Origin of the sequence: Saccharopolyspora shandongensis, from assembly GCF_900106995.1 — a bacterium.
Classification (GTDB): domain Bacteria; phylum Actinomycetota; class Actinomycetes; order Mycobacteriales; family Pseudonocardiaceae; genus Saccharopolyspora; species Saccharopolyspora shandongensis.
The window spans coordinates 26,498-43,171 of record NZ_FNOK01000056.1 but is presented as its reverse complement, the minus strand read 5'-3'; the positions used below and the strand labels follow the sequence as shown (position 1 = coordinate 43,171).

Below are 16,674 nucleotides of genomic sequence, written 5' to 3'. Positions count from 1 at the left end.
GCCCGCCGGGCGCCCGGTGGACTCAGAAGGCGAAGCCGCCGGGCTTGCCGTTGCGGTCGGCCAGCAGGCCCGCGAGGGTCGCGATGGCGATCTCCGGCGGCGTGCGGGAGCCGATGTTCAGGCCGATCGGCCGGTGCACCCGGTCGATCTCGGCATCCGGGACGCCGAGCTCCCGGAGCGCGGCCACGTGCGGCCCGGCGTGGCGCGGGTTGCCCATGATGCCCACCCAGCGGACGTCGTGCTTGAGCACGTCGCGCAGCAGCGGGCCGAGTTCCGGGCGGTGGTGGTCGGTCACCACGACGTCCGCCTCCGGGCCCAGCACCGGCACCGCCGGGACCGCGTCGGCCCCGGCCCGCCCGGTGTCCGGCTCGACCAGGATCGCCCGGAAGCCGAGGTCCCGGCCGTAGCGCAGCAGGAATTCCGCCACCGGCGAGGCGAACACCGCCACCAGCACGCGGCCACCGGACGACGCCGACGGGACTTCACCGTGCGCCACCGCGCACGCAGCATCCTCGGTCATCCGCCCAGTGTGCCAGCCGAACCCGGCCGGGACCACACCCCCAGTTAGTCCAATGTGGACTTCAGAGGCGGGTGGCGGTGGCCAGCCAGGCCGCCAGGTCGACGAGCGCGCCGTCCTCGACGCCGAGCGCCTCGGCCCGCTCGCCCAGCGCGACGCCGCGGTAGCGGCTCAGCCGGACCTCCTCCAACCGCCACCCCTCGGCCGCGAAGGCCTCGCGGATCGCGGACTCGGGGATGCGCGGGCCGAAGCCGGGCTCGACGTCGGCCAGCGCCAGGACGTGCACGGTCGCCCCCGGTCGGCACACGCCGTGCAGGCTGCGCACGTACTTCGCGCGGTCCTCCGGACCGAACACGTGGAACAGCGCGCTGTCCACGACGGTGTCGTACGGGCCGCCGGTCAGCTGCAGCGCATCGGCGACGTCGAAGCGGGCGGCGACGTGCTGCGCGGCGGCGTTGGCCCGGGCGTGCTCGATCGCCGGGCGCGAGAAGTCCACGCCGCGGACGTCGTAGCCCAGCTTGGCGAGCAGGATCGTGTGCTCACCCGCGCCGCATCCGGGATCGAGTACCGCGCCGCGGATGCGACCGGCCTGCTCCAGCCCGACGATGGCCGGCTGCGGCTCGCCGATCACCCACGGAGCGCTGTTCTCCTCGTAGGCGGAGTCGAACACAGTGCGTTCCACCGAAGTCTCCATTCCACACCCCTTCGAAGCCGTCGATCTGCTGAAGACAGCTTCGAACTTCGACGTAACTGGAAGTCAATCCCCCGTCGCGGGAACCCCACCACTGACGCCTTGCCAGGCGAGGCGAACGGACCGTTCACCTCGCCTAATGGAGCAAACAGACCGTTCACCTCAGACCAGCCTGCTCAGTCCGCCTCCGCGCTCTGGCGCTTGACGCCGGTCCCGGCGCGCCGCGAGGGCTCCGACGGCTCCGCGCGCGGCAGGGCGACGAGCAGCGCCGCGACCAGCAGCGTCGCCACGCCCGCGACCACCAGGCTCAGGTGCAGGCCGGCGGTGAAACCGGCGCCGAACAGGCCATCGGCGCCGCCACTGGCCATGACCCGCCGCGCGGCCGGCGCGCCGATGTCGTCGGCCAGCACTGCGGCGCCCCGGATGGTGACGAGCATGCCGAGCACCGCGATACCGAGGGCGGCGCCCACCTGGCGCAGCGCGTTGACCGTCGCCGCCGCGATGCCCGAGCGGTGCCGGGCCACGGCCGACATGGCGGCCGCGTTGGTCGCGGCGATCGCCAGGCCCATCCCGCTGCCCAGCACCGCGAACAGCAGCCCGACGACCAGGTACGACGTGTCCGGGCGGAAGAGCAGCATCGCCAGCAGCGCGGCCCCGGTCACGACGTAGCCGGCGATCATGGGAACCCGGTGCCCGCGCCGGCCGGCCCATCTGCCGGACACGACCGTGGCCAGCGCGATCGCCAGCGAGTACGGCACGAACTGCAGCCCGGCCTCGGCCGCGCCCGCACCGCGCACCTGCTGCAGGAACAGGGAGAAGAGGTAGAAGCAGCCGTAGGACCCGAAGCCCAGGACGAACGACGCGGCGGTGGTGGCTGCGAACTGCCGCTGCCGGAACAGTCCGACCGGCAGCATCGGATTCGGGCTGCGGAACTCCACGACGAGGAACACCGCGAGGCAGCCGAGCCCCAGCAGCAGCGGCAGCAGGACCCCGGCCGAACTCCAGGGCGCTTGCGCGCTCTCGATCACCGCATACGTCAGCCCCGCGAGGCCGAGCACGGCCAGGACCTGGCCGAGCGGATCGGTGGCCGCGTGCTCGGGACAGGCCGACTCCCGGATGCCGCGCAGGCCCAGCACCAGCGCGACCGCGCCCAGCGGCAGGTTGATCAGGAACAGCGCGGGCCAGCCGAAGCGCTCGGTGAGCAGCCCGCCCACCAGCGGACCCAGCACCGTCGCGGAACTGCCGAAACCGCCCCAGATCCCGATCATCCGCGCCCGCGCGGCCGGGTCCGGGTAGGCGTGGGTCAGCAGCGACAGCGCGCCCGGCGTCAGCACCGAGGCACCCGCGCCCTGCACCAGTCGGCCCGCGATCAGCAGCTCGACCGTCGGGGCGAGCGCGCACCAGGCCGAGCCGGCCGTGAAGACGGCCAAGCCGACGACGAAGACCTTCTTGCGACCGAACCTGTCCCCCAGCGAGCCGCCGGTGAGCATGAACGCCGACAGGCACAGGGTGTAGCCGTCGACGACCCACTGGGCGCCGCTCGCCGTCGCACCCAGGTCCGCCTGGATCGCGGGCAGCGCGACGTTGACGATGCTCATGTCGAGCAGGGCCATGAACGTCGCGAGGAAAACCGACCCGAGCACTCCGGAACCTCCCTCGATCGGCGGGCGCGCGCCCGCCTGGAAGATCACGATGCGTGCTCAAGTCGGCTTGAGGTCAAATGGTCGGGTGAGCGAGGACCTGATCCCCATCGGGGTGGCCGCGCAGCGGTGCGGGCTGGCGGTGTCGGCGCTGCGGTATTGGGAGGAGCGCGGCCTGATCCGGTCGGTGCGCAACGGTTCCGGGCACCGCTGCTACGACCCGGGCCAGCTGCGGCGCATCGCGCTGGTGCGGATCCTGCGGGACACCTGCATGTTCCGGCTCGACGAGATCGCGGTGGTCCTGCGCGGGGACGCGCCCGGGCAGCGCTGGATGGACGTCGTGGAGCAGCGGCTGGCCGCGATCCGCGCGGAGCAGGAGCGGCTGGCCAGGGCCGAGCGGTGCCTGGGGCCGTTCCTGACCTGCACCCGGGATCATCCGGCCGAGGAATGCCCGTGCCTGCGCGACGAGATCGACCGGCAGCTCGACGAGGGCGCCTGGACTTCCGATCCGCTGTGGACCGAGATCGCCTAGGCCTCCGTTCGCCGTCGGAAAGCCGACCAGCCAGCCCGAGCGCATATTTCTCTCTGTGAATATTACCCAAGAGACATGTTGGCGCGCCCAATGCGACAAGAGGTGACGTGCGCCACTTGTGGGGCTGGTTGGAATTACCCGGACCAGACTGACGTTGGTTGACAGCAACGGACTCAAGTAGCTGGCGGCGGATGCCAGCAACACCGTCGCGAGGAGGTTAGGAATGGCGACGTTCTTCGGACCGGCAGGCGGCCCGTTCGACGAGTACTTCGCGCGCTTCTTCGGTGCCGACGACGCTGCGCCCGGCTCGCGCCGGATCGACATCACCGAGCTGATGACCGAGCAGGCGCAACAGCTGGTCAGCGGGGCCGCGCGCTTCGCCCGCGACCGCGGGCAGACCGACCTGGACGCACTGCACCTGCTGTGGTCGGCCGCGCACGAGACCCCGACGCGCGAGCAGCTGGCGCAGCTCGGCGTGGACACCGACGCCTTCGCCGCGCAGATCGAGGAGCACCTGCCAGCGGCCGGCGAGGCGGCCGGTGACCGGCCGGTGACGCTGACGCTGGCGGCCCGGACGGTGCTCGCCGACTCGCACCGGGTGGCCCGCGCACTCGGCTCCACCTACATCGGCCCGCACCACGTCCTGCTCGCCATGTCGGCGAGCCCGGACTCCGAGACCGGGCGGCTGCTCGGTTCGGCAGGCGCCGGGCCCGAGCAGTTGCGCGCCGCGAGCCAGCGCCCCCGCGCCGAGCAGGAAGCGCCGCGCAAGGACAGCGACACGCCCACGCTCGACCAGTACGGCCGGGACCTCACCGCCCGCGCCCGCGACGGCGAGCTGGACCCGGTGATCGGCCGCGCCGACGAGATCGAGCAGACCGTCGAGATCCTGTCGCGGCGCACCAAGAACAACCCGGTCCTCATCGGCGAGGCAGGTGTCGGCAAGACCGCGATCGTGGAGGGCCTGGCCCAGCGCATCGCGGCCGGGAACGTGCCGCGGGTGCTGACCGGCAAGCGCGTAATCCAGCTGGACCTGTCCGGGATGCTGGCCGGCACCCGGTACCGCGGCGACTTCGAGGAGCGGATGACCAAGGTCATCGACGAGATCTCGGAGCACCGCGGCGAGCTGATCGTGTTCATCGACGAGCTGCACACCGTCGTCGGCGCCGGCGGCGCCGAGGGCGCGATGGACGCGGGCAACATGCTCAAGCCCCGGCTGGCCCGCGGCGAACTGCACGTGGTCGGCGCGACGACGCTGGACGAGTACCGCAAGCACATCGAGAAGGACCCGGCCCTGGAACGCCGCTTCCAGCCGGTCCAGGTGCCGGAGCCGAGCGTGCCGGACACCGTCTCGATCCTGCAGGGCCTGCGCGAGCACTACGAGGCGCACCACCAGGTCCGCTACACCGAGGACGCAGTGGAAGCCGCGGCCCGGCTGTCCGACCAGTACATCAACGACCGGTTCCTGCCGGACAAGGCGATCGACCTGATCGACCAGGCCGGCGCGCGCAAGCGGCTGTCGGCGGCGCCGGACGGCGCCGAGCTGCGCAGCCGCATCGAGCGGCTGGAGCAGGAGAAGGACGCGGCGGTCGCCGCGGAGGACTACGAGCGGGCGTCGGCGTTGCGCGACGAGATCGGCACGGTGCAGGGCGAGCTCGGCGACGCCGGCGAGGTCGCCGTCCTGGAGGTCACGGCCGAGGACATCGCCGAGGTCGTCGCGCGGGCGACCGGGGTGCCGGTCAGCCGCCTGACCGCCGCCGAGAAGGTCCGGCTGCAGGGGCTGGAGCAGGAGCTGCACCAGCGCGTGGTCGGCCAGGACGACGCGGTGCGGGCGCTGGCCCGCGCGGTGCGGCGGTCGCGCAGCGGGCTGGGCGACCCGAACCGCCCGGTCGGCAGCTTCCTGTTCCTCGGCCCGACCGGCGTCGGCAAGACCGAGCTGGCCAAGGCGCTGGCCGAATCGCTGTTCGGTGACGAGCAGCGGATGGTGCGGCTGGACATGAGCGAGTTCCAGGAGCGGCACACCGCCAGCCGGCTCGTCGGCGCGCCCCCCGGCTACGTCGGGCACGGCGAGGCCGGTGAGCTGACCGAGGCGGTGCGGCGGCACCCGTACTCGGTGATCCTGCTGGACGAGGTCGAGAAGGCGCACCCGGACGTGTTCAACACGCTGCTGCAGGTGCTCGACGACGGCCGGCTGACCGATGGCCAGGGCCGCACCGTCGACTTCACCAACACGGTGCTGATCATGACCAGCAACCTCGGCTCGGAGGTCGTCTCCAGCGCCGGCGGCAAGATCGGCTTCACCGCCGGGGACGCCGACCCGGCACTGGACGAGCGGATCATGCCGCGGCTGCGGGAGGCGTTCCGGCCGGAATTCCTCAACCGCATCAACGAGATCGTGGTCTTCAAGCGGCTCGACGGCGAGCAGCTGCACACGATCACCCGGATGCTGCTGGAGCAGACCGTGCGCCGGCTGCAGGCGATGGGCATCGGCGTCGAGTTCGACGAGGCGGCGGTGGCCTGGATCGCCGAGCGCGGCTACCGGCCCGAGTTCGGGGCCCGGCCGTTGCGGCGGGCGATCGAGCGGGAGGTCGACGACCGGATCAGCGACCTGATCCTGGACGGCGAACTGGCCGAGGGAGCCCGGCTGCGGGTGTCCGCGGCCGACGGCGAACTGGCCCTGCAGGTCGACGAGCCGGCCGCGACGGCGGCCTGATCGGGCGAAGCGGGGGCGGGCGCGACGAGCGCCCGCCCCCGCTTTCGTGTCCGCTGAAGGCGTCCGGCGGGAAGGACCAACGTCCTCCCCTGTCGGTCAGTGGTTTTCCGGCAGCACCGATCGCACGGCTTCCGGGGTCCGGCCGACGACCGTGGTGCCGTCGTCGGCCGTGATGATCGGGCGCTGAATGAGCTTCGGGTTCGCCACCAGCGCCTCGATCCACCGGTCCCGGTCCGCCGGCTCCCGGCCCCAGGTCTTCAGCCCGAGCTCCTTCGCCACCGGCTCGGCCGTCCGGGCGATGTCCCACGGCTCCAGCCCGAGCCGGTCCAGCACCTCGGCCAGCTCCGCGGCCGTCGGCGGCTCGTCGAGGTACCGGCGCACGGTGTACTCCGCGCCCGCCTCGTCCAGCAGCGACACCGCCGAACGACATTTCGAACATGCCGGGTTGACCCAGATTTCCATCGGAAGCTCCCTGCCGCGACGACTGCGGACACAGGCTAGCCGCCGGGACCGGCAACCGTGCCAATGGACCCTTCACAGCGGAGGGCATCGTTGCAATACTTGTTCAACGAGGCGGATGGACCGTGGGAGGTGGCCATGCTACCGAGGGACGAGCGGCGCCGCCTGAGGGAGATCGAGCAGCAGCTCATCGGCGACGACCCCAAGTTGGCCCGCCGCCTGACCGAGACCAGCACGTGGCGGCGGATCTGGGCCCTGATGTCGCCGCGGATGACGCTGGCGGTGTTCGCGGCGCTCGTCGCCGTGGTGTGCCTCTTCCTCGGCGAGGGCGGCGGCGTGCTCGCCGCCGGGACGCTGGCCGCGGTCGTGTTCTTCTCCCGCGACTGGCACATACGCCTCGAATGAGCGACTGACTCCGATAACCGTCCACAATGGTCGAATACTGATCTCCCGAGGACGCCCGCGCGAGCCGGGCGTTCTCGATCTGTGGGAGCCTCCCGCTCGCCGTTGACGCCTCCGCCTCGTGGCTGGAAGCATCGTTGCCATGCCCGGACGCTTCGCGTTGACCTGGCGCCTGCACGTCGATCTGCGACGGCAGGCCAGTTCCGCATGTCGTTCCTGCTGACCTCTTCGCGCTGATCCCCGCCCTCGCTGGGCTGCTTCGCGCTGCCCGCAGTCGGCGTGCCACTCCCCTCGCAACGATGGAGCAACCGACCGTGCGTCGTCGTGAATTCCTTGCTGCCCTTGCTCTTTCCGCCACCTCCGCCGGGCTGCTCAGCGCCTGCGCGAGCGGCCGCGGCGATCCGACCCAGGCGCCGGTGCCCGCGCCGGTCGACGCCGGGCAGCTGGCGCGGGTGACCCTGCGCGTCGGCGACCAGAAGGGCAATTCCCGTTCCCTGCTGCGGTCGGCCGGCCTGGACGACTTCCCGTACACCGTGCAGTGGGCGACCTTCCCGTCCGGCCCGCCGCTGCTGGAAGCCGTGTCCGCGGACGCCATCGACCTCGGCGGCGTCGGCAACACGCCGCCGCTGTTCGCCGCCGCGGCCGGGGCGAAGATCAAGATCATCGCCTCGTCGAAGGGCAACGTCGAGCGATGCCCTGGTGGTGCTGCCGGACTCGCCGCTGCGGGGCCGCGATCAGCTCCGCGGCCGCAAGATCGCGGTCGCCAAGGGAAGTTCCGCGCACGGCCAGATCCTCCTGACGCTGCGCACCGCCGGGCTCACGCCCGACGACGTCGAACTGGTCTTCCTGCAGCCCTCCGATGCGCTCGGTGCGTTCAAGCAGGGCGCCGTGGACGCGTGGGCGATCTGGGACCCGTACTTCTCGCAGATCCAGCTGGAATCGGGTGCCCGGGCGATCGCCGACGGGCAGGGCACCGCCAACGGCCTGAGCTTCCAGGTCGCCGGAACGGCCGCGCTGGCCGATGCGGGCCGCAACACCGCCATCGGCGACTACCTGGTGCGACTGGCCAAGGCGCAGCGCTTCGCCGACGGCAACCGGGAGCAGCGCGCGCAGTCCTGGTCCGCAGACACCGGGCTGCCGATCGAGGTGACGCGGCGCGCCACCGAGCTCGGCCCGGACCTACCGGTCGCGCTGGACGACGCGGTGATCCGCTCGGAACAGGAACTCGCGGACGCGTTCGTGGCGGCCAAGGAAATCCCGCGCCGCTTCGAATTCGCCGAATTCGTCGACCCCCGATTCGCCGCCCAGCTCGCCACCGCCTGACCCACCGGGAGAACAACGCATGAGTAGCCCTGTGTCAACCCGAGTCTCCTCAACCGCGCCTCAGGGGAACGTGACGCAAACCAGCCACAAGAAACTGCGAAACGCGAGACTGAGCCGGACACAGCCACAACTGTGAATCGCGGAGAGGCGGAACTGGCATGAGCGTCACCACGCACTGGTTCCTGCCCACCCACGGCGACGGCCGGTCCATCGTGGACCGTCCGCACGTCACCCCGACCGGGGCCGACACGCCGCGCCAGCCGGACATCGACTACCTGGCACAGGTCGCGCAGGCCGCCGAGCACCTCGGGTTCACCGGGATGCTCACCCCCACCGGCAGCTGGTGCCAGGACGCCTGGGTCACCACCGCGGCGCTGCTCGCCCGCACCCGGCGCATCAAGTTCCTGGTCGCGTTCCGGCCCGGCGCGCTGACCCCGACCCTGGCGGCCCAGCTCGCCACCACCTACCAGCGGGTCTCCGGCGGGCGGCTGCTGCTGAACATCGTGACCGGCGGCGAATCCGTCGAGCAGCAGCGCTTCGGCGACTGGCTGGACCACGACCAGCGGTACGCGCGCACCGACGAGTTCCTCGCCGTGCTGCGCGGCATCTTCGCCGGTGAGCCGTTCGACTTCGACGGCGAGCACTACCAGATCCGCGGCGCCGTCGCGTTCGAGAAGCCGGACCCACAGCCACCGCTGTACTTCGGCGGTTCCTCCGACGCCGCCCTTCCGGTGGCCGCACGCCGCGCGGACGTGCACCTGACCTGGGGCGAGCCGCCGGGTGCGGTGGCCCAGAAGGTGCGGCGGTTGCGCGAGCTCGCCGCCGAGGAGGGCCGAACCCTGCGCTTCGGCATCCGCGCGCACATCATCACCCGGGACACCAGCGCCGAGGCCTGGGCCACCGCACAGAAGTTCGTCGACCAGATGGACCCCGCCGACGTGGCCGCCTCGCAGGCGAAGTTCGCGGCCACCGAATCCACCGGCCAGCGCAACATGGCTGCGCTGCACGGCGGCGTGCTGCGCAGCGACGCGCGGGAACTGGAGATCCACCCGGGGCTGTGGGCGGGCGTGGGGCTGCTGCGCGGCGGCGCGGGCACCGCGTTCGTCGGCAGCCACGCCGAGGTCGCGGACCTGATCGAGGAGTACCACGCGGTGGGCATCGAGGAGTTCGTGCTCTCCGGCTACCCGCACCTGGAGGAGGCCTACTGGTTCGGCGAAGGGGTGCACCCGGAGCTGGCCCGCCGCGGCCTGCTCGCGCCGGTCGGAGCCCCGGCACCCGATCCGGTGGCCGCGGGCCGGTGGTGAGCGCCGCGCCGATCAGCGCCGATCACCGGCGGCCGGTGCCTTGCGCGGCCGGGGCGGGGCGGGTCATCATGGCCGGGTGATTTTGGACCGAAGCGGTCCGAAATGATCCGGGCGCCGCGCAGAGGAGGCAGCGTTGACGGGCTCCGCAGGACGCCGGCCGGTGATCGCCGGGCTGGGCATGACCGAACTGGGCAAGGTCTACGGCCGCACCGCGGGGCAGTTCGCCGCCGACGCCGTTCGCCTCGCGGTCGCCGACGCCGGCCTCGAACTGTCCGATGTGGACGGCATCCTCGCGAACTCCGGGGTCTCCGGCGGCGTCGACATCTGGACGCTGCAGCAGGAGCTCCAGGTCCGCGACCTCCGGCTGCTGACCGAGATGCAGGCGTTCGGCTCCTCGGCCGGCTCGATGCTCGCCTACGCCTCGATGGCCGTGCAGTCCGGCATGGCCGACAACGTGGTGTGCGTGTTCGCCGACGCGCCCCGCCGGCCCGACAAGGGCAGCGCCGCGGCCTACACCGGGCGGCGCAAGGCCACCGGCTTCGAAGGCCTCCTCGGCGCCAGCGGGCTGACCAGCGTGAACGCCATGTACGCGCAGGCCGCCCGGCGGCACATGAACGCCTACGGCACCACCTCCGAGCAGCTCGGCGCGATCGCCGTGGCGCAGCGGGCGTGGGCCGCCCGGAACCCGCTGGCGCAGCTGCGGGACCCGATCGCGCTCGCCGACCACCAGGAATCGCGGATGATCGCCGATCCGCTGCGGCTGCTGGACTGCTGCCTGGTCAGCAACGGCGGCATCGCGATCCTCGTGACCTCCGCCGACCGCGCCGCCGACCTGCGGCAACCGCCCGTGCACGTGCTCGGCTTCGCGCAGTCGCATCCCAACTACCCGGCCGCGCGCGGCAGCGAGTTCGGCCTGCGCAGCGGCGCGGCGCAGGCCGGCCCGGCCGCGCTGAAGATGGCCGGTGCGTCCATCGCCGACGTCGACGTCCTCGAGCTCTACGACTGCTACACCTTCACCGTGCTGATCACCTTGGAGGACTACGGTTTCTGCGCCAAGGGCGAGGGCGGCGAGTTCGTCGCCTCCGGCGCGCTGGCGCCCGGTGGCACGCTGCCCGTCAACACCGGCGGCGGCCAGCTGTCCGCCTACTACATGTGGGGCATGACGCCGCTGTCCGAGGCGGTGATCCAGGCGCGCGGCCACGGCGGCGAGCGGCAGGCGCCGCGCAACGACGTGATCATGGTCAGCGGCAACGGCGGCATCCTGGCGCACCACTCCACGACCGTGCTCAGCCCGAACGCCCCCAGCTGATCCATGGAGGAACCGTGATCTCCGTTGCCCGCAACGAGGCGTCCGCCGAGTTCTTCGACGGCACCGCCCGCGGCGAACTGCTCGTCCGGCGCTGCCCGCGGTGCTCGCCGCTCATCGCGCCGAACGTGCCGCAGTGCCCGGCCTGCGGCTCCACCGAACTCACCTGGGTACCGGCGAGCGGCCGCGCCACCCTGGTGACCTGGACCGTGGTGCCCGTTCCCGGCGGCGGCCACGTCGTCGCCGGTATCGTCGAGCTCGCCGAGGGCCCCTGGCTGCACGCGCGGATCCGCGGCGTCGCGCCCGAGGACCTCGCCGAAGGCATCGCCCTCGGCGTGGGCTTCGAGCGGCATGAGGACGGCGAAGCCGTGCCGGTTTTCCACGCCTGAAGGACGAGCATGCGCACCGAACTGCTGGCCGATCTGCGCGCCGAGAACGCCGACCTGGATTCGCTCGTCGCGGACCTGGACGCGGCGGGCTGGGCGACGCCCACCCCCGCGCCGGGCTGGACCATCGCCCACCAGATCGCGCACCTGGCCTGGACCGACGACCGGTCCAACCTGGCCATCGACGATCCCGACGAGTTCGTCCGGCAGCGCCGGGAATCCGAGGACATCGGGGTCGACGCCGGAGCCGCCGAAGGCGCGCGGGCGAAGCCCGGCGAGCTGCTCGCGCGCTGGCGCGCGGGCCGCGACCGGCTGCAGGCCGCGCTGGCCGCCGCCCCGGCCGACGGCCGCCTGGTCTGGTACGGGCCGCCGATGAAGCCCGCGTCGATGGCGACCGCGCGGATCATGGAGACCTGGGCGCACGGCCAGGACGTGGCCGACGCCCTCGGCGTCGAGCGCGAGCCCACCGCGCGGCTGCGCCACATCGCGCACCTGGGCGTGCGCACCTTCGGTTTCTCCTTCGCCGTCAACGAATTGCCCGTCCCGGACGTCCCGCTGCGCGTCGAGCTCCGTGCCCCGGACGGCGGGGAATGGGCCTGGGGACCGGAGAACGCCGCCGACCGGGTCAGCGGCCCGGCGCTGGACTTCTGCCTGCTGGTCACGCAGCGCCGGCACCGCGACGACCTGGCGATCACCGCCGTCGGCGACGACGCGCGCCGGTGGCTGACGATCGCGCAGGCCTTCGCCGGCGCTCCCGGCTCCGGGCGCAGCCCTCAGGCCTGAGCCGCCAGCGCGATGTCGTCCGGGCGCACCGGGACCCGGCCGAGAGCCAGGCCGGTCGCGTCGCGCAGGGCGTTGACGATCGCCGGGGTGGACGACAGGGTGGGCGGCTCGCCGACGCCGTTGAGGCCGTACGGCGAATCCGGGTGCGGGAACTCGAACACCGAGATCGGCATCGGCGGCACGTCCAGGATGGTCGGGATCAGGTAGTCGGTGAACGACGGGTTGCGCACCCGGCCCTGCTCGTCGAGCAGGATCTCCTCCATCAGCGCCAGGCCGAGGCCCTGCGCGCTGCCGCCCTCGATCTGCCCCTCGACCGACAGCGGGTTCATCGCCCTGCCGACGTCCTGCGCGGTGGCCAGCTCCACCACCTTGACCAGGCCGAGCTCGACGTCGACGTCCACCACGGCGCGGTGCGCGGCGAACGCGAAGGCGATGTGCGCGTCGCCCTGGCCGGTCTCGGGGTCGATGGTCTCGGTCTTGCGGTGGTGGTACTCGAAGACCCGCTCCAGCACGTCGTCCCCGACGAGGTCCGAAATGGACACCAGCGGCGAACCGCCGGGATCCACCACGTGGTCGTCCAGCAGCGCCAGGGATTCCGCCGGCCTGCCGGTGCGTTCGGCCGCACGGCGCCGCAGCTCCCGCGCGAGCTCGCGGCAGGCGCCCTGCACCGCGCCGCTGGACATCCACGTCAACCGGGATGCCGAGGCCGAGCCCGCGTCGCCGATCCTGGTGTCCGCGGGCAGCACCACCACCCGCGAGACGCCCAGCTCGGTGGCGGCGATCTGGGACTGCACCGTGGTGATGCCCTGCCCGCACTCGGCCGCCGCGGTGTGCACCGCCACCGAGGTCCGGCCCCCGGTGACCGACACCGCCACCCGCGCCGTCGAGATGTCGTCCACGCCGCCGGAGTAGCCGATCGCCTTGACGCCGATCGCGTAGCCGACTCCCCGGCGCACGCCCTCGCCCCGGGTGGTGTTGGACAGCCCGCCCGGCAGCAGGTCCGCCCCGGCGGGCGGTAGCGGCCGGTTCCGCAGGTCCGCGAGCAGTTCGGCGACCGGCGCCGGGCCGTCCACGGCCTGCCCGGTCGGCAGCACGGTGCCGGTGGTCATCGCGTTGCGCAGCCGGAGTTCCAGCGGATCCATGCCCAGTTCGCGGGCGAGCTTGTCCATGTTGGACTCGCAGCCGTAGGCGGACTGGACCGCGCCGAAGCCGCGCATCGCGCCGCAGGGCGGGTTGTTGCTGAACACCGCGAAACCGTCGATCTCGGCGTGCGGGACCTCGTAGGCGCCGGTGACGAAGTAGCAGGCGTTGGCGATCACGACCGGCGAGGTGGAGGTGTACGCGCCGCCGTCCATGACGAGCTTCGCCTTGACGTAGACCAGCTTCCCGTCGCGCGTGGCGCCGTGCTCGTAGTGCATCTTCGCCGGGTGGCGGTGCACGTGGCCGAAGAACGACTCCTCGCGGTTGTAGACCATCTTCACCGGCTTGCCCAGCCGCAGCGCGAGCATGCAGGCGTGCACGTGCACGGACAGGTCCTCGCGGCCGCCGAACGCGCCACCGACCCCGGCCAGCGTGAGGCGGACCTTGTCGGCGGGCAGCCCCAGGCACGGCGCGATCTGCTCCAGATCCTTGTGCAGCCACTGCGACGACACGTACAGCTCGACGCCGCCGTCCTCGGCCGGCAGCGCCAGGCCCGACTCCGGGCCGAGGAACGCCTGGTCCTGCATGCCGACCTCGTACTCGCCGGTCACCACCACGTCTGCCCGCTCGCGCGCGGCCGCGAGATCGCCGTGGCGGATCTTGACGTGCCGGACCAGGTTGCCGCCAGGGTGCACGTCGCGCGCGGTGCCCTCCAGCGCGCGCTGCGGGTCGGTCACCGGCTCCAGGAGTTCGTAGTCGACCTGCACCAGCTTCGCCGCCCGCCGCGCCGTCTCCGGATCATCGGCGGCGATCAGCGCGACCGGCTCGCCCTGGTAGCGGACCTCGTCGATGGCCAGCACCGGCTGGTCGGCCACCTTCATCCCGTAGGTCTTCGCGCCCGGCACGTCCTCGTGGGTGAGCACGGCGTGCACCCCGTCCAGCGCCAGGGCCTTCCGCGCGTCGATGGACCGGATGCGCGCCGAGGCGTGCGGGCTGCGCAGCGTCGTCGCCCACACCATGCCCGACACCCACAGGTCCGAGGAGTAGGCGAACTGGCCGGTCACCTTCAGCGCGCCGTCCGGGCACGGCGTGCTCCGGCCAATCCCGGCGGCACGTTCCGTCTCGGCGCTGGGGTGCGGGGCCCGCACGTCGCCGGCCGCGGCCCGGGTGTCCGGTCGGTGCAGTGACTTGTCGCGCATGCCGCCTCCATGGGCTCAGGTGACACCGGCATCGCACAGCTCGTGTGCCGCCACGGCATGTCGGGACTCGTACCCGGCGTTGTTCCGCAAGGGTTTTCGGGCTCGCGCGACCGAAAACCCTTGGCCGCAGAGAGTGAACCCAGCCGATCGCGGGCTGTCAAGAGCGACCGCCCGGCCCGCGGCGCCACGCCGACCGGGTGTCCGGGGCGAGCGGGCCGGATAATTGCATGTAATATCGAGCCGTCCCGCTTATCGAGTGAGGTTCCCGCGATGCCCCCGGCACCCCGTCTCGCGCCGCTGACCGGCGAAGGCCTGCTGGCCGACCGCACGTACGCCGCGCTGAAGAAAGCCATCCTGGACAACACGCTGCCGCCCGGCACCGCGCTGAGCGTGCCGGAGCTGGCCCGCCAGCTCGACGTCAGCCGCAGCCCGGTCCGCGAGGCCGTGCAGCGACTGATCCACGACGGCCTGGCCACCCACACCCCGCACCGGGGCGCCGAGGTCAGCCGGGTGGACATCGACGACCTGCGCCAGCTCTACGTGGTGCGCGAGCAACTGGAGGGCCTCGCGGCGCGGCTAGCCACCGAGCACCTCGACGGCGACGGGCTGGCGCAGCTGCGCGGGATCATCGCCGAGCACGAGGCGGCGCTGGCCGCCGACGCCGACAACGCCGCGCAGATCGAGCTGGACATGCGCTTCCACCGGGCGGTCCGGGAATTCGCCGAGAACCCGCACCTGCTGGCGGCGCTGGAACCGATCGCCGGCCGCTCGCACTTCGCGCTGCACTCGCTGTGGCGCGGCGCGGAAGCCCCGCGGCTCGCGCTGGACGAGCACCGCGCGGTGGTGGACGCGATGGCCACCGGCGACCCGGAGATGGCCGAGGCGGCCGCCCGCCGCCACATCTCCCGCCTGCGGGTCCGCCTCGGCCAGGCCACGGCCCGCGAAGCCACCCCCCGCCGCCTCCGCGCGGAGCAGTAGTTCCTTCGGGTTGTTTGAACAGCTGTTTTGGCAGTTACCCGGTTTTTGCTTGAAGCGGCACAGCCGCTTAGCCCACCTACGCAGCTTGCACCGCCGCGGGTTCACGGCGCCCACCCCTCCGGGGTTCTCCCAGCGAGGACAGCCCCGACGTGGTGAATTGGTCATTCATGATGTCGGGGATCCCACAGCGAGAAGGCCTCTGTAACTCCCGCAGGGGGCCGCCACCCGCACCGCCACGCAAAACGAGCCTGGAAACAGTCCTTTCAGCTGGCCGGGTCGAGTTCGCCCTCTTCGAGCCAGGAGTCCGGGGTGTAGCCCGCGTACGTCTCGGCGTGGGAGTTCGTCGCCGACGCCTGCGCCACCTCTCCTCGCAGGTAGGCCTCGGCCTGCGCCTTGTCCTTCGGCGGCGGCGTCGGCTGCAGGCCGAGCAGCTTCGCCATGTTGTTGCCGAGGTAGCCCTCCAGGTCGTCCTCGGAGAGGTTCAGGCCCTGCGGCGGTTCGTGGCACAGCACCTCCAGCTCGCGCGCCCACATGCCGGGCTCGTTCGGCGGCGAATCGGTGCCGTAGACCATCTTGGTCTTCTTCATCTCCTTGGCGAACTCCACGATCCGCGACTGCAGCAGCCAGCCGGACTCGCCGATGACGTTGTGCGAGTCCTGGATCATCCAGAACGCTTCGAAGCAGTACACGCCGCCGGTCTGGATGCCGAAGTGGCCGAGGATGAACGTGACGCCGGGGAACTCCCGGATGATCGGGTAGAACTGCGTCGGGATGGAGTACGGGCCGTCACCGGTGTGGATCAGCACGATCACGCCGAGCCGGTCGCAGACCCGCATCACCGGCCGCAGCCAGTCCAGCGCCCGGTCCGGCCGGTAGGCGTGCATGTTGGCGTGCAGCTTGAGCATCCGGTAGCCGTGCTCCTTGATGTGGAACTCCAGCTCCTTGGCGCCGTTCTCCGGCCCGAACCGCGGGTTGTAGATGAAGTTGCCGATGAAGCGGTCCGGATAGCGCTGCACCAGTTCGGTCACGTAGGCCTGGTAGTCGCGGATGCCTTCGCGGCCACCCCGGTTGCCCTCCCGCCAGGCGGTGTTGCCCGGCGGCGGCATGATGCAGCTGATGTCGACCCGGCGCGGCTTGCCGTTGATCCACATCGGACCGTCCATCATCTTCAGGGTCCGCTCGCCGGTGAACGGCTCACCGGTGTGCCGCCAGGCCTCGTCTACCAGGTTCGTCGGGTGCACGTGCGTGTCGATGATCAACGGATCTCTCCTGTAATGATCGGTCGCACCCCGGCCGCGATTCAC

General features: G+C 72.0%; 15 protein-coding genes. 9 read left to right on the top strand and 6 right to left on the bottom strand.

Features of this window, described 5'->3' with window-relative positions:
• Window positions 1-22 precede the first annotated feature (22 nt).
• From BLW84_RS37320 to BLW84_RS37310, 3 genes are all read right to left on the bottom strand, one after another.
• Window positions 23-520: an XdhC family protein gene (locus BLW84_RS37320; RefSeq protein WP_093275660.1), complete on the bottom strand. Its 498-nt coding sequence runs from the start codon at window positions 518-520 to the stop codon at window positions 23-25.
• A 61-nt stretch (window positions 521-581) separates the two neighbouring features.
• Window positions 582-1,211: a class I SAM-dependent methyltransferase gene (locus tag BLW84_RS37315; RefSeq protein ID WP_093275590.1), complete on the bottom strand. Its 630-nt coding sequence runs from the start codon at window positions 1,209-1,211 to the stop codon at window positions 582-584.
• A gap of 173 nt (window positions 1,212-1,384) precedes the next feature.
• Entirely contained in the window at window positions 1,385-2,851 is a 1,467-nt protein-coding gene (locus BLW84_RS37310; protein WP_143061235.1) for an MFS transporter, read from the bottom strand.
• Between the two features lie 85 nt (window positions 2,852-2,936).
• Here BLW84_RS37310 and BLW84_RS37305 point away from each other — a divergent pair, with 85 nt between their 5' ends.
• Together BLW84_RS37305 and BLW84_RS37300 are read left to right on the top strand one after the other, a co-directional pair.
• The gene (locus BLW84_RS37305) at window positions 2,937-3,380 is read left to right on the top strand and encodes a MerR family transcriptional regulator (protein WP_245761657.1); all 444 of its coding nucleotides are present in this window, start codon (window positions 2,937-2,939) and stop codon (window positions 3,378-3,380) included.
• Window positions 3,381-3,603: 223 nt separating this feature from the next.
• A complete protein-coding gene (locus BLW84_RS37300; protein ID WP_093275585.1) occupies window positions 3,604-6,090 on the top strand; it encodes an ATP-dependent Clp protease ATP-binding subunit in 2,487 nt (828 codons plus the stop codon).
• A gap of 96 nt (window positions 6,091-6,186) precedes the next feature.
• Here the strand turns inward: BLW84_RS37300 and BLW84_RS37295 are convergent, their stop codons facing one another.
• Entirely contained in the window at window positions 6,187-6,552 is a 366-nt protein-coding gene (locus BLW84_RS37295) for an arsenate reductase family protein (protein WP_093275584.1), read from the bottom strand.
• Between the two features lie 135 nt (window positions 6,553-6,687).
• Here BLW84_RS37295 and BLW84_RS37290 point away from each other — a divergent pair, with 135 nt between their 5' ends.
• The 6 genes from BLW84_RS37290 (at window position 6,688) to BLW84_RS37265 (ending at window position 12,053) form a co-directional block, all read left to right on the top strand.
• Window positions 6,688-6,954 carry a DUF3040 domain-containing protein gene (locus BLW84_RS37290; protein WP_093275655.1) on the top strand — a complete coding sequence of 89 codons (267 nt, stop codon included), beginning with the start codon at window positions 6,688-6,690 and terminating at the stop codon, window positions 6,952-6,954.
• Window positions 6,955-7,650: 696 nt separating this feature from the next.
• Window positions 7,651-8,274: an ABC transporter substrate-binding protein gene (locus tag BLW84_RS50195; RefSeq protein ID WP_342743213.1), complete on the top strand. Its 624-nt coding sequence runs from the start codon at window positions 7,651-7,653 to the stop codon at window positions 8,272-8,274.
• Between the two features lie 158 nt (window positions 8,275-8,432).
• Window positions 8,433-9,578 (top strand): LLM class flavin-dependent oxidoreductase, encoded by a 1,146-nt coding sequence (locus BLW84_RS37280; protein ID WP_093275582.1) that lies wholly within the window; start codon window positions 8,433-8,435, stop codon window positions 9,576-9,578.
• A gap of 133 nt (window positions 9,579-9,711) precedes the next feature.
• Entirely contained in the window at window positions 9,712-10,887 is a 1,176-nt protein-coding gene (locus BLW84_RS37275; RefSeq protein ID WP_342743212.1) for a thiolase family protein, read from the top strand.
• A 14-nt stretch (window positions 10,888-10,901) separates the two neighbouring features.
• Window positions 10,902-11,273 carry a Zn-ribbon domain-containing OB-fold protein gene (locus tag BLW84_RS37270; RefSeq protein ID WP_177226901.1) on the top strand — a complete coding sequence of 124 codons (372 nt, stop codon included), beginning with the start codon at window positions 10,902-10,904 and terminating at the stop codon, window positions 11,271-11,273.
• 9 nt (window positions 11,274-11,282) lie between these two features.
• A complete protein-coding gene (locus BLW84_RS37265; protein WP_093275577.1) occupies window positions 11,283-12,053 on the top strand; it encodes a TIGR03084 family metal-binding protein in 771 nt (256 codons plus the stop codon).
• Here the strand turns inward: BLW84_RS37265 and pucD are convergent.
• Entirely contained in the window at window positions 12,044-14,392 is a 2,349-nt protein-coding gene (gene pucD, locus BLW84_RS37260) for a xanthine dehydrogenase subunit D (RefSeq protein ID WP_093275576.1), read from the bottom strand. The two genes, BLW84_RS37265 and pucD, sit on opposite strands and share 10 nt — an antisense overlap.
• Window positions 14,393-14,662: 270 nt before the next feature.
• Between pucD and BLW84_RS37255 the strand changes: the two genes are divergently transcribed.
• Window positions 14,663-15,370 (top strand): GntR family transcriptional regulator, encoded by a 708-nt coding sequence (locus BLW84_RS37255; protein ID WP_177226900.1) that lies wholly within the window; start codon window positions 14,663-14,665, stop codon window positions 15,368-15,370.
• Window positions 15,371-15,633: 263 nt separating this feature from the next.
• On the opposite strand, the gene BLW84_RS37250 is transcribed toward BLW84_RS37255, so the two are convergent.
• Entirely contained in the window at window positions 15,634-16,629 is a 996-nt protein-coding gene (locus tag BLW84_RS37250) for an amidohydrolase family protein (protein WP_093275571.1), read from the bottom strand.
• Between the last annotated feature and the right edge of the window lie 45 nt (window positions 16,630-16,674).

Excerpts from the sequence above, each read along its gene's own strand:
- BLW84_RS37320 (WP_093275660.1), bottom strand. The coding sequence starts at position 520 with ATGACCGAGGATGCTGCGTGCGCGGTGGCGCACGGTGAAGTCCCGTCG.
- BLW84_RS37315 (WP_093275590.1), bottom strand. The coding sequence starts at position 1,211 with ATGGAGACTTCGGTGGAACGCACTGTGTTCGACTCCGCCTACGAGGAG.
- BLW84_RS37300 (WP_093275585.1), top strand. The coding sequence starts at position 3,604 with ATGGCGACGTTCTTCGGACCGGCAGGCGGCCCGTTCGACGAGTACTTC.
- BLW84_RS37295 (WP_093275584.1), bottom strand. The coding sequence starts at position 6,552 with ATGGAAATCTGGGTCAACCCGGCATGTTCGAAATGTCGTTCGGCGGTG.
- BLW84_RS37290 (WP_093275655.1), top strand. The coding sequence starts at position 6,688 with ATGCTACCGAGGGACGAGCGGCGCCGCCTGAGGGAGATCGAGCAGCAG.
- BLW84_RS37280 (WP_093275582.1), top strand. The coding sequence starts at position 8,433 with ATGAGCGTCACCACGCACTGGTTCCTGCCCACCCACGGCGACGGCCGG.
- BLW84_RS37265 (WP_093275577.1), top strand. The coding sequence starts at position 11,283 with ATGCGCACCGAACTGCTGGCCGATCTGCGCGCCGAGAACGCCGACCTG.
- pucD (WP_093275576.1), bottom strand. The coding sequence starts at position 14,392 with ATGCGCGACAAGTCACTGCACCGACCGGACACCCGGGCCGCGGCCGGC.
- BLW84_RS37255 (WP_177226900.1), top strand. The coding sequence starts at position 14,663 with ATGCCCCCGGCACCCCGTCTCGCGCCGCTGACCGGCGAAGGCCTGCTG.